Here is a 13,687-nt window from a genome sequence, read left to right as displayed (position 1 = left end):
AAAAATAAAAAAAACACCCGTATAAACCCCTTCATATGTTCTAACTGTGGCTTTGCAGAATGGTATGCACAGAATCCCGAAGACTTAGTTTAATCTTATATTCAAAATTTGTTGATATTCTATATTCAGGGAGACTTCCGTAATGAGATTTAGCTTTAAAGATATAATAAAAACTATAATAATTAGCTTAGGATGGTTAATAGCTATTTCCATAATGGGTATTATCATATTATTTTTGTTTGGTAATCCTGATAATCCGGATACCATCTTATATTCTGTTGGTATTATATTCATTCCATTTTTTATTATGACAATGCTTACAATTAATAAGTACCTCCTTAGAAAAAATGGTTTAGGTTGGGATTCACTGGGTTTTATTCCCTTGAAGAAAAAGCAATTATTAAAGTTGGCTTGGCAAGTCCCTTTATGTTGGTTTTTTATTTTTTTGGTAGAGTTAGTCTTTTTAGTTGTTTTTTTCGGTGATAGCAGTAATCTTCCAGATACACAAAGTTCTGCACAAATAATGGAGCTTACTCCTTTTATTTTTGTCTTGGTTTTTCTGGCTTATGCCATATTAACTCCCATTTTGGAAGAAATTATATTTAGGGGTGGGTTGTTACAAGCTTTGGAAAACAAATTTAACGCTCCTGTTGCGATGATTGGAAGTTCATTTTTATTTACACTTGCACACGGGATACCACTTATCATCCCTGCATTATTTATGATGGGCCTGTCGTTTGCCTATCTTTATCAAAAATATAGAAGTATTTATGCTCCGATTATTTTACATATGTTTACCAATGGAGTAAATGTTATTGCTGTAAATATCGTTTTGTAAATGGATTATAATTGTTCAATAAAAGGGTGCATTTCTTGATTAATAAACGGTGTCAGTTCCGGATATAGGGCGGAATTTTGTGTAATCAGGAAAGGATAAGGTGGGTAAATAGAAGTCATGTTGAGAACTATGTGTAAAATATTTCCTGAGGGTATATAAAGCAATTTTATAGCCAAAAAAGAAAAGGCAATCTATCATAAAATGTATGTTTCTGCGGGCAAATACATTTCAGAAAGAGACCTTCTCACGGGGAATATTATATCAGAATTACAACTACTAAATAAAGGATACTGACAATTTAATTGAAATAGAAGAAAGTCTTCGATTGTTTATGTATGAAGTGTTTGCTTCTCATCTGGGTGAAGTATTTTCAACGCTGGATCGGGTGGTAAAACAGAAGAAACAAGAAATAGGCTGGAAGGTGAAAAGAGAAGATTGGAAAACCATTCAATTTACGTTTGGTGCAGTTCGGTTTCGCCATACATTGATGAGTGATGAAAAGGGCGATTCTTCTTATCCTTTTGATGCGTGGATGGGATTTAGGAAACACCAACGTCTTAGTCCTTTGGTGGAAGTGAAAGTGGCCGAATTGGCGAGTGAAAGTACGTATCGTGAATCAGCACGCATATTGAGCGAATGGACGCCCGTTACGATTAGCCATCAAACGGTTGGAAGTATTGTGAAACGTGTGGGAGAAATACAAGCTAAAGCTGATGAGGAAATGGTGATTGAGTTAGACGAGGCTGCTTCTTTACCAGAGGGGAAAAAAGTTGATTATTTGTATGCGGAGGCTGATGGAGTCTTTGTTCGAGGAACGAAGAAGAAAAAGAGCCTTGAGGTTCATCATGCGGTGATTCATGAGGGTTGGGAGAAGAATGGGAAAAGGATATCACTAAAGGATCCCAAAGTAATCATGACTACCAAATCAACGCAAGATTTCTGGAGTGAGGTTCAGGCCTCTGCTGCCCACCGTTATTCATTAGAAAGTACACAGGTTGTGACAAATAGCGATGGCGGCCTGGGTTACACTGCTGAGAGGTTTCAGGAAGCGTTTTCCCAATCCGAATATTCTGTTTTAAATCAATTGGACCCGTATCATGTTTCACAAGCTTTAAATCGTGCTTTAGGTGGTGGCAAGAGTAAATATAAAGATGCCATCAAAAAGGCGATGAAAGAGCACAATATCGATAATTTCACCCTATGGCTAGACACATATGAAAGCACGCTAGAAGGCAAAAAGGAAATTGAAAAAGTAAATACATTTCGGACTTATATCGTGAATAATTGGGATCGAATTTTTGACTGGAGAGAGAAAGTAGAAAATCCGCCAGCCGATGCATGAAGCCTGGGGGCGATGGAATCCAATCAGCGACATATCTCTTTCCGCATGAAGAAAAGGGGCATGCATTGGAGTAAAGAAGGCGGAGAGGCCATGGTGAAAGTGAAACAGGGCATACTGAATCAAACCCTACGTGATGCATACTTAAAAAACCAAAACAGAAGCGCAAGAAAACAGCGTGAAGTAAAACAGGTAGTTCGGATGTCACAGATTTTAAAACAGCCTGTACGTCCTTCAATTGGCGCGAAACAGGGTACAGTAAGCCTATATGATGCAAACTCGTCAGCTATTGGAAATCTAAGAAAGATTCTTAAATAACACCCTGATTTTTGTGAAACGTTCTTGGTTTTTAGAACGTTTCATGGAAATCAGGGCCACCAAGCGACAGGTGTCGTGCGGTAGCCGAAAGAAGCGTACAAAAATAGAGTGCTGGAAATATTGGTATTATAGCTATGTCGAGAAAAACTTGACACAAACAAATAATAAATAAAATGTGTACAAACATTGATTTCGTGGTATAATTAACATAGAAGGATAATAAGTGCATACACTAATAAAGACCGCCCATGCTGGTGCATGGAACGGTCATAATAGACTGAACCCCATCAAGAGGGGCAGGCAGCATTTAGGAAAAAATAATCCCTCAGCGCCACTCAAACGCATAGGAGGGGTTATTTTTTATGGTCCGACATTATAAACGCCACCAACATCCCGAAGGATATCATAAGCGTTAGTACATGTGTCATTTCCATTCGCAACACCTCCCTCCCCGGGAAGTCTCTTAACCGTTGACTACCGACGAGCGACAGTGCCACCAACCCCTCATGCGAAGCCAGTCTATTATATTTTATTATATCATATTGCTATCATTTATACTTTAATTACTAGGTTATTTTTATTCAAATAGCATCAATGGAGCGTTTGTAGAAGATCATAAGCCAAACCCCTCACTTAAAGAACGAGGGATTTGGCCTTTTTATCCTTTGGTTAAACTCGGTGGCAACAAATGGTAAGCCTTGTGGAAATACCTGATAAAATAGATGACAAGAGTAGTACATTCTTATGGGTATAATCAATTGACCTAGTTACCAAAAAAGGGCTAATCAATATTCGTATTCGGCTTGTAGTGTAAAATAACGAAATGGAGAGGAATTATGTAACCTCTCCTTTACAATTGTAGACTCAGATGTATGAATAAATGTATCCTAATGTTAATCTTATTCATCAAAGAAATATCTTACCCCTAATGATCCCTGCTAATACTATAATCTAATAAATATTTTAGAAACGCTGTATTGCGAGGCACCTTTTGTAAGGCCTCCATCGCGAGACAATAATGATCCCACATTGCCTTCTTAGCACCTTCTGAACCTAAGATAGACACAAACGTTGAATTGTTATTTTCAGCATCGATTCCAATTGATTTTCCTAGTAAGTTAACATCTCCCTCAACATCAAGTAAATCATCCTTAATTTGAAAAGCTATGCCAAAATGATAGGAGAACTTTTTTAAAGCTGCAATTTCACTTTCATTTGCTTGAGAGAGAATTGCTGGCATGACAAGGGAAGCTTCGAATCCGATCCCTGTTTTATAAAAACAAATCATGTTTAGCTGGTCTAATGTTAATTGTTTCCCCTTGGCATTCAGATCCATCATTTGTCCCCTGCACATGTCCTCTGTTGATTTCGCGGTATATTGAATCAACCGAAGCACTGTCTTCGGATCGAATTCATCAAGCGATGTTTGCTCTTCTATAGCCTTCTGGGTTAAAAAGAGAGCCGTTAATTCGGCAACGCTCGTATTATACACTTGATGTATTGTTGGACGCCCCCTGCGCATGGACGCATTATCCTGCGCTGGAAGATCATCAAAAATTAACGATGCTGTGTGCATGTATTCTAGTGATTTAATTAGTGGTTCAATTGCTGAGCGCTTTAACCCATATTCATTCACACCCATCATCCAAGTGACGATTGGGCGGAGTCGTTTTCCACCACCATTTAAACTGTAATTGGCTGCATCGATAATAGGTTCACCCACAGAAGCAATCCCATCAGATTTAGGGATATTCAAAATATCATTGATTTGATGACGCACCGTTTTAATCGTTTCCGAAAATCGCTTCCTCTGCTTACTTTCATTTTTCATAGTTGTTATCATATGGTCCCGAATCAGTTTATCAAAGAAATTGACATCGTCCGCTTTTCTAACCATCTTCTGGATCAGTTTATTAAACTCTGGAATATCCGCAGCAAAAAGTTCCATTATCTCTTTGTACTTTTCTGCCCCAAAATTCTCCTTTAACCGTTTCTGGCTATTTATTGCTCGATTCAATATTACCTCACGACTCTTGGGGTCTGCATGATAGACGTTATGAATTAAATTGCAGACAACCGCCCAGTATAATTCAAATGGGTTAATTAAATCCGGGCGCTGAGTATGATAGTTATAATAATAGGTGTAAGGTGTTACCGAACCTTCCTCCAGATCACTGAACATGTCCGTCAAATCATCAGATAGCTGATTATAAATACCATAATAAAATGTCCGATTGATAAATTCCTCTTCCTTTGGTCCATTTGTAATATAATGGACAATTAATCGGGATGAAGCAGATTTCAATATGACAGGGATATAAAGTTCCTCATTCGTGTAGGATTGATTCGTTAAATCCTTTAATCGGTCCACTTCCTGCGAACGGAAAAAAACATAAGCCTGCTCCAAAAAGTTGTTTTTTGTCGCTTCAGGCTGGTGATCCTTTATATACTCAAAGGCACTTTTCAATTCAGAGTGTACAAAATGAATTAATTCCTTATTCTTTCCATCCCAATTGCCCAAGCCGGGTACAGATCCGGTAATCAGTGTGGTACGTATCATATCAGAATATCGCTTCTCTTCTTCCGCTGATAATACTTTGCTATCTAATAGATCATCAATGAAGGGGTATGTCAGCCCATAAGCATAACCTAGCCTAATTGCTTTATCCAGCCGTTGCGTGCGTTCTTCTGGTGGTATGTCATCCCCAATTTCGTCAAGTTCATTCATTACAACACCAGCAATGATTTTAATTAATTTTACCTTGGCCCGATCAGCATCAATTTCTTCTGGAATGTGGGAAGAAACAATCTTAAGTTTATCAATTAAACAAATCATGGTGGTTTCAATACCATCTTTCTGAGCCGATTTATATAACCAATCCATGCCAAACATCCCAGCGTCTGCTTCACCTTTTTCACTGGAATCAATCAGTTGTGTTTTTAAGTTTTTGACTACATCCCTAACTTTCGTCTGTGTTTCAGGTGTGCTTAAGTCTTTCCCCATATCTCTCATCAAAATATAGGAAATACTACGATCCAGGTAATCATCTAGTTTTCCTGCATAATTCAACCACTTGATATAGTCATGATACCCTTTTGAACTATCCTTTCTACGTGAAAAAAGGGATATGAATGGATAATGGTGAATGTGACTCTTTTTCCACAAATTTATATCCAGTGTTAGGGTAGAGGCATAAGTCTTTTGTTTGACTTGATCATAAAGTGTATTAAAATAATTCATCGCCCTCCGCTCTGCATGGGAATAGCATGCATCAGCATTTATTGCATTTTCCTTAATCATATACATTCCTCTACTTTATGTTCTTTAATATTTTTGTTGTAACAAATGGCCATCTAGCGGGGAGTATACTGCCCATTATTGCAGGAAGATTTAGCCCAAATATGCATATATCGTAATAAAAATTGTATGCCGTGAAACCCCATTTATACCTGACAAGACTCTCAGACTATGTGCATTTTTTATTCAGGCCAAGTGGACACTCCTCCAATTGAACTCTAACTTATCTTCTTCTTTTAACAAAAATATACAAACCAATTACGATTAAAAACAACATCGCGTAAATTGCATCTGAATAAATATCCATATAACCGACAATCGCTTCCCAGGAGGTTCCAACTGATGCACCTAACCAAACAAGGGCAATATTCCAAATTAAAGTTCCTAATATTGTAAACAGAAGAAATAAACCTGTTTTCATTTTCGTGATACCAGCAGGAATGGATATTAAACTACGAATGAGAGGAACAAAACGGCAAAAGAAAACCGTCCACAGGCCATATCTGTCAAACCATGTAAATGCCTTGTGAATATCATCGACTTTCAAACGAATAATATGCCCCCATCTGTTAACGATCTTCTCCAGTCTTTCTCCACCCAGTTGCAATCCAATTATGTATAGAACGATCGCTCCAATAACTGAACCTGCTGTTGCAGAAATAACGACACCAATAATACTTAGGTTAGATGTAGTTGTCATAAATCCTCCGAACGTAAGAATTACTTCAGAAGGTATTGGGGGAAAGATATTTTCGATTGCAATTAAAAATACAATACTCATATAGCCATATTCATTTATAATTTCGATTAACCAATCTTCCATATTTCCTCCCTACATTTATAAGAATAAAAACAACACCGTCAGCGAGCCTTCCTTTACTACAGATAATTTCTCGTGAGGGCAGATGGTTTCCCGCTAGCGCTGATAGTTCTCTGTCACGGCAGATGGTTTCCCACGAGCGCAGATAGTTCTCCTACAGGGCAGATAATTCCCCGCTAGCGCTGATGATCATTGCCATTTTATATCTATTTTACGTACTATTACATAAAAAGGTTGCATAATTAATACATATTCAGCCCAGCGTTTCCACATAACAAAGGCACATGAAATGATGAAAAATAAATAAGCAACCACTGTAAAAATACATTGATTGCCTAAGACTTAATACAACATTTTATTCATCTGTTATTTTACATAATTACGCAGTTTACCGATATGTTCGACCTCTACAGACACTACATCCCCTGACTTCATTGGACTACTTCCAGAAGGTGATCCAGTAGCCAAAACATCTCCAGGCTCAAGTGTCATCACCTGTGAAATCCAACTGATAAGGTAAGGGATGGAAAGGGACATCTCGTTTGTATTGCCATTTTGTACAACTTTATCATTTAAAGTTGTAACGATTTTTAAATTTGTTGGATCTAAACCTGTCACAATCCATGGACCCAATGGACCAAATGTATCAAAACCCTTCCCACGTGTGAATTGGGGATCTGTTTTTGTCAAATCTCTTGCAGTTACATCATTAAAAATCGTGCAGCCAAAAACATAATCCAAGGCATCTTCTTCCGTTATGTTTTTCCCGTGTTTTCCGATAATAAGTGCCACCTCGCCCTCCATTTCCACCTGGTTTGTTAAACGAGCAGGGGGAAGGACAATGTCTCCCTCGTTTGGGATCAAGGAGGATGCAGGTTTTAAAAACAAGAAGGGTTCTTCGAGATTGGCTTCCCCTCCGGTCTCATTAGCATGCTCGGCATATGTCCAACCAAAATTAATCAGTTTTGAAGGGCTTACAGGCTCTAATATCTCCACATCTTCAACCTTAACTTTAACGCCATCATAGTTTAACTCATTGTTTACTATTTCATTAAAATCACCGGATAATTGTAAGATTTCTTCATCATCAACAATCCCGTAGCATACTTTATCCTTTTGATTCCGATAACGAACGATCCTTTGCGTTTTTTGCAATAACTTCATTCCATAACCATCTCCATATATTACTATTATTCCCAAAACCATTATACCTATATTTTCGGCTTTCTTCATTCAATTCTTCCCTAAGAACATGTTTTAATCCATTTTCATAAGATCCCCCGGACTATAACAACATTATTTGGGTTATAACTGGCTATGCTTACGGGAAATATATCCTTGATCTCTCTTTTATACATTGTAATACATTTTCCGGCACTTCCTTGACCTTGATGTCCCCGCCAAGAAAAAGCAGCCAATTTGTTATTTCCGTCAATTCTTCGGGATTATTAACATCGATAAAAGCCTTTAGAATAGCTGTAGTTTGATATGGATTCGTATAGGAAATTGAAGCTTTTAAAGGATGGTATTTTTTAAACTGGACAATTGCCTTGGGACCAAGCTCAAGGACAAGGTTATTTACTTCTTCCTGCTTCCTTAGTTTTTCTAAAATCTTTTTCCAGCTTAATCTTTTTTTCTTAGGGAATGGTTTGACACCGGTAAGATTATCGACTGGAATAATCCTTCTTTCTTCATCCTTTAGGTCAAAGCATTCGATCAGCCAAATGCCTTTTTCATGATAAAGGTGCACAAGATAAATCGGATAAGACTTTATTTCCTTCTCATCTTTGATGGTAATGAATAAATAGCTGTCCAAAAGAAGGATTTGGATAAGTTTTTCTAACATGGGATGCGGGAGGTCTGACAAATCAAGCAAGTTAGGATTATTCGGATTAGTGCCTTCAAAAAGCAAGATTTGATTTAAAAGAATAAGATCATCTTGCCGGTTTTCTGAGATGAGGCCAAGTAACTTTTCAGCTAAAGACTGACGACTCTTTAGATAAGGAAGTTGCTGATTTCTTGTAGCCATAAAGGCAATAAAAAGCGCTTTTATTTCATTATCAGTAAAGCGAACAGCGGGCAGAACCGAGTTGTTCATGACGGAATAACCCCCATCTCTGCCAACTTCAGCGACAAGCGGCATCCCCATGGCTTCAATTTCCCTAATATCTCTAATAGCTGTTGAGCGAGAGATGTTAAATTCCTGCATGATTTCAGAAATTGTAAAATGGGCACGGTTGTTAATATACCGCATGATAATGTTAATCCGTTCTACTTTTTTCATTGGATCCCCCCTAAACAGTATCACTTTTTGACATGGTTTAAGGCTATCCTATACTTATCAAGTTAAGAAAACAAGCATTAAAAAATTTAAAGAAGAGGAAGTGTTCGAATATGGCAGATTATACTTTAGAAGAAAAAGACGGTTTTACTGTAATAGGTTTAGGGACTGATCTTAAGAGCCATTACACAGACTTTGCGGGCATTAATAAGGAAAAGGCAGAATTTTGGCAGGCTGTCAGTGAAGATGGACGGCTTGAAACCTTAAAGTCCATTGCCGAAAATGACTACATTTTTGCTGTAAACGAAGCGGTAAATAACAAGATGATGCACTATGCTGGTGTCATGTCAGAGGCACCAGCACCAGAAGAGGCAAGAGTAATCCAATTTCCTAAGGGAGAGTACCTGGTTGTTAAAGGGGAAGAGGAAACGGCTGAAGAATTAATGAATAAGTTAACCGGTATTGCCTTTGGTCAAGCCTTGCCAGAAGCAAAGAATGTTGCCTATGTTGGCGGGCCAAATGCAACAGTTGAGATGGGACAGCGAAATGGCTTCATATATGGTGAAATGTGGATTCCTGTTGTTAGGAAATAAGGAGATAAAGGCAGGAGATGGGCAAGAAATACCATTCGCGCAACAGCATTCATATAACAAAACAGCACCTCTTCATTAAGTTGAGGTGCTGTTATTCTTTTGCAAAAACTTCATTTACTCGGATCAAATTATCAATCTGACAAAGCTGCATCTCGTTATTTTTCTGGCTATTATGCAATGAAAAATTGAAATTTTGCTTTAGTTCCATCTCTTTGTTTCCGCTATAGGTTTATACTTTTAGCACCCTTTCATCATAAGGTTTGCAATAAAGGGAAATAGTAAAGGGAGAAAGGTAGTAACGTGTTAACAGAAAGGACGATGGAACATGTTCGAAAAACGGACTGGTGAAGTGCTTACTGAATTGTTGATTGACTGGGATGTTAAACATATCTATGGAATGCCTGGTAACTCCATTAATGAATTCATGGATGATATGCGCAAGAAAGAGAAGGAAATTGATTTTATTCAAATTCGCCATGAAGAGGTTGGTGCCCTTGCAGCATCATCTTATGCCAAATTAACAGGGAAATTGGGTGTTTGTTTATCGATCGCAGGGCCTGGTGGCGTTCATTTGCTTAATGGGTTATACGATGCCAAAAAGGATAGGGTTCCCGTACTTGCGATTGTTGGCCAGGTACCATCTGATGTCGTCGGAACGGATACCCATCAAGAAATTAATTTGGAACGAATGTTTGATGGGGTGGCTGTTTATAACAAGCGCGCGGAGAAGGCTACACACCTGCCGGATATGCTGAATACAGCCATTCGGGAGGCGTACACACATAGAGGTGTTTCCGTTTTAATCGTGCCAGACGATTTGTTCGCTGTAAAACAAAAGCATGACAATAAGAAACTTACCAATAGAACACTGGCAGCCCCAACGACAATCCCGCATGAGGGCAGATTGAACAATGCTGTCAAACTAGTGGATAAGGCTGAGAAACCGGTTATTCTTGCTGGGAAAGGCGCTTATGATGCAAGGGAAGAATTACTTTCGTTTGCCGAGAAGATAAAAGCACCTATTGTGTTAAGTTTGCTTGGAAAGGGGACCATTCCCGATGAGCATCCATTAAATCTGGGGCAACACGGGCAAATTGGTACGAAGCCGGCATTTGAAGCGGTCATGGATACAGACTTATTACTACTAATTGGGACAAGTTTTCCGTATCGGGATTATTTGCCGGATGATGTAAATGCAATTCAAATTGAGATTATGCAGGATAGGGTTGGAGCAATTTATCCCATTACCGAGGGACTGTGCGGGGATACAAAAGAAATTTTACCAATGTTAACAGAGCGAATTTCGGAAAAGAAAAATACGGAATTCCTTGAAACGTATCAGGAAAAAATGAAGCGATGGCATACCCATATGAATGAAGAAAAAAATAAAACGGATGAGATCCTTTATGGGCCGCAAGTAATCGGCGCATTGGAAAAAAACGTGCATAATGATGCCATCGTATCCTGTGATGTAGGAAATGTAACGGTGTGGACTGCCCGTTTTTTCAACTTTACCAGACAGCATTTTCTTCTTTCCGGGGGACTTGCCACGATAGGAATTGGACTGCCAGGTGCAATCGCTTCTCAGCTTGCTTATCCGGATAAACAAGTTGTTGCCATCTGCGGAGATGGAGGTTTCGCACAGAACATGCAGGATTTTGTAACAGCTGTTAAGTATGAATTGCCACTCAAGGTTGTCATATTGAACAATAGCATGATTGGGATGATTAAGTATGAACAGGAAGCATCTGGTCATGTCAATCATGAGACGGATTTGGGAGCAATGGATTTTGCCGGTTTTGCCAGAACTTGCGGAGGGGAAGGATACCGCATCGAGAAGCATGCCGATTTGGAATCAACGATGAAACAAGCATTACAGTCAACAAAACCAGCTATTATTGATGTGGTTATAGAAGATATGGCACCATTGCCTGGAAAAATCACCTATGATCAGGCAGTAAGTTATGGGAAGTTTTTAATAAGGGATTTCTTCCTAAATAAAAAGATTGAGTTCCCAGATATTGAAAAAACAGTGCGCCGTCTGTTTTAATGAACATATTTTCATGGTGCAATTAATGTTTGATTACGACGTTTTGGAGGATTAATCGTGTACATGCTGTCAAGTAAATGACAATAATCATCCCTCTGGCCCTGGTTAGAAGGGACGTGGATTAGGTTCCTCGTCCCGGCTTGTAGGGTAAAATAAATTACTTCATGTAAATACAAGGTAAACAAGGTAAAACCGCTTCATGTTTATCGGTGAAAATCACTCCGTTCCTATAAGGTTGCAAAGTTAAAACGCCATGAAAACCTATATTCTTCTAATCCCTAGAAAAACACAAATGACCACTCTTGCCAAAACGGTGATTATGAGTCTTATTATGTAACTTTCACTAATATCTTCCAATTGTTATGAGGATTTCCTTTAAAAATTAGTCGATTATACCGATATAGTCCATAGTTAGATAAAATTTTAGGGAGGACATCACGTGTTACACAAATGGAAGTGGGGCAATATTAGAATTGGTGCAAAGTATGGATTTGTATTTTCCATCATGGCAATTATATTTATTAGCTCTATATTGCTAACCCTTTATTTATTAAATCAAATCAATACCACTATGGATGATACTACCTCAACAAGTGAAGTAGCGATTGATTCATCTGAGTTGGTTTCTTATTTTCATGAAAAATACACACAAATTCCAGATTATCTTGTTGCAGAGGATGAGGCAAAATTGCAGCAATATTTAACCTCTAGTAAACAGTTTGTGGAAACTGCAAAATCTCTAAAAAAGAAATTAGAGAATCAGGAGCAACTTGATTTGTTTGAGCAAATCATTGCCAATAATAATGAGCTGGACGAATATTTTTTTGGTATGGTCGTTCCACAAGTACAACAAATTAATACAAAGCAATATGAGGAATTACAAGTAGCTACCAATGAACTAAAAGAGAATACCAGACAATTGGGAGAACAATTAAAAGAAGCTGCAACCGAATCCAATCAAATCGCGGTAACGGATGCTAAATCAAGTATTAGCAAAACTACCAAACTATTATTAATAACAGGGATACTATCCATTATTATCTCCTTCATTCTACTAGTACTAATTAGTAGAAGAATCAGCAAAAACTTAAATCAAATTGTTGATAAGAGTAATCAAATTGCATCTGGTGATTTAAATATTACCGATTTTGCCTATAAGGGTAAGGATGAAATCGGTCAACTTTCTAATTCCATTGATCACATGGGTAATAGTTTACGGGAGATGATCAAAGAAATAACTGGATTATCCGAAGAAGTTGACGAGCAGGGGAGCATTGTGTCTGTATCAACAGAGGAAGTTAAATCAGGCAGTCATCAAATCGCGTCAACCATAGAGGAATTAGCTACGGGTACAAGTAACCAAGCAAATGAAGCATCGAGTATTTCTGAAAGTACAAATGAATTTAGCCTGAAATTGCAGGAAGCAACCCAACATAGTAAAGAGTTAGTAGAATTTTCAACCGGGGTACAAGATTCTTCTATTAAAGGTGATCAACAAATGAAACAATCGTTAAACCAGATGAAACGAATTCATGGTGTTGTGGAATCATCAGTAACCAATGTGAAGACTCTGGAAGATAAAACAAATTCAATTACAGACATCGTTTCCGTGATTAAGTCAATTTCAGAACAGACAAATTTACTAGCTTTAAATGCCTCGATAGAAGCGGCTAGAGCTGGAGAAGCTGGAAAAGGCTTTGCCGTCGTCGCAGAAGAAGTAAGAAAACTATCAGAAGAAGTCGCAAGTTCTGTTGAAACTATTTCAGAAATTGTCTTTAGTATAAAGGAAGATACAACTACCATGTCCAATCAATTAAAAGAAGGATATGATGAAGCGAGAAAAGGAACAGAAGACATCCAATTAACGAATGAATACTTTATCAACATCAAAGAAAAAGTGGATGATATGAGTGAACGCATAGATAAAATTGCTTCTACTTTTACGTACTTGGAACAATCAAGTCAAGAAGTTAATACCTCTGTTGAGCATATCGCATCGATTTCAGAAGAATCAGCAGCTGGCACAGAGGAAATTTCCGCCGCTGTTCAGGAACAGAGTAGTTCGATGGATAATATCACGACAAGTGTTCAGACATTATCACGTATGGTTGAGAGTATGAATCAATTATTGAAAAAGTTCCAATTGTGAT

Annotated in this window: 8 protein-coding genes and 1 pseudogene; 5 read left to right on the top strand and 4 right to left on the bottom strand. The window is 38.0% G+C overall.

Annotated features, from left to right (window positions below; translation table 11 throughout):
• The first annotated feature begins 142 nt into the window (after positions 1 to 142).
• The gene (locus C8270_RS04945; RefSeq protein ID WP_106495766.1) at positions 143 to 838 is read left to right on the top strand and encodes a CPBP family intramembrane glutamic endopeptidase; all 696 of its coding nucleotides are present in this window, start codon (positions 143 to 145) and stop codon (positions 836 to 838) included.
• A gap of 280 nt (positions 839 to 1,118) precedes the next feature.
• Positions 1,119 to 2,495 (top strand): annotated as a pseudogene (locus tag C8270_RS04940) (ISLre2 family transposase).
• A gap of 925 nt (positions 2,496 to 3,420) precedes the next feature.
• On the opposite strand, the gene C8270_RS04935 reads toward C8270_RS04940, so the two are convergent.
• The 4 genes from C8270_RS04935 to C8270_RS04920 form a co-directional block, all read right to left on the bottom strand.
• A complete protein-coding gene (locus C8270_RS04935; protein ID WP_442785790.1) occupies positions 3,421 to 5,796 on the bottom strand; it encodes a polyprenyl synthetase family protein in 2,376 nt (791 codons plus the stop codon).
• Between the two features lie 220 nt (positions 5,797 to 6,016).
• Positions 6,017 to 6,616: a DedA family protein gene (locus C8270_RS04930; RefSeq protein WP_106495764.1), complete on the bottom strand. Its 600-nt coding sequence runs from the start codon at positions 6,614 to 6,616 to the stop codon at positions 6,017 to 6,019.
• Between the two features lie 363 nt (positions 6,617 to 6,979).
• Entirely contained in the window at positions 6,980 to 7,846 is an 867-nt protein-coding gene (locus C8270_RS04925; RefSeq protein WP_234028476.1) for a fumarylacetoacetate hydrolase family protein, read from the bottom strand.
• Between the two features lie 88 nt (positions 7,847 to 7,934).
• A complete protein-coding gene (locus tag C8270_RS04920) occupies positions 7,935 to 8,897 on the bottom strand; it encodes a helix-turn-helix transcriptional regulator (RefSeq protein WP_106495763.1) in 963 nt (320 codons plus the stop codon).
• Positions 8,898 to 9,007: 110 nt separating this feature from the next.
• Here C8270_RS04920 and C8270_RS04915 point away from each other — a divergent pair, with 110 nt between their 5' ends.
• The 3 genes from C8270_RS04915 to C8270_RS04905 all read left to right on the top strand — a co-directional run bounded on the left by C8270_RS04915 (position 9,008) and on the right by C8270_RS04905 (position 13,686).
• A complete protein-coding gene (locus tag C8270_RS04915) occupies positions 9,008 to 9,487 on the top strand; it encodes a GyrI-like domain-containing protein (RefSeq protein ID WP_106495762.1) in 480 nt (159 codons plus the stop codon).
• A gap of 325 nt (positions 9,488 to 9,812) precedes the next feature.
• Positions 9,813 to 11,537 (top strand): pyruvate oxidase, encoded by a 1,725-nt coding sequence (locus C8270_RS04910; RefSeq protein WP_106495761.1) that lies wholly within the window; start codon positions 9,813 to 9,815, stop codon positions 11,535 to 11,537.
• A 439-nt stretch (positions 11,538 to 11,976) separates the two neighbouring features.
• A complete protein-coding gene (locus C8270_RS04905) occupies positions 11,977 to 13,686 on the top strand; it encodes a methyl-accepting chemotaxis protein (protein ID WP_106495760.1) in 1,710 nt (569 codons plus the stop codon).
• Position 13,687 lies beyond the last annotated feature (1 nt).

This window comes from Lentibacillus sp. Marseille-P4043, assembly GCF_900258515.1.
In the GTDB taxonomy this organism is placed as follows: domain Bacteria; phylum Bacillota; class Bacilli; order Bacillales; family Amphibacillaceae; genus Lentibacillus_C.
Note: the sequence above shows the minus strand (reverse complement) of the source record. Positions and strands in the feature narration are given on the sequence as shown.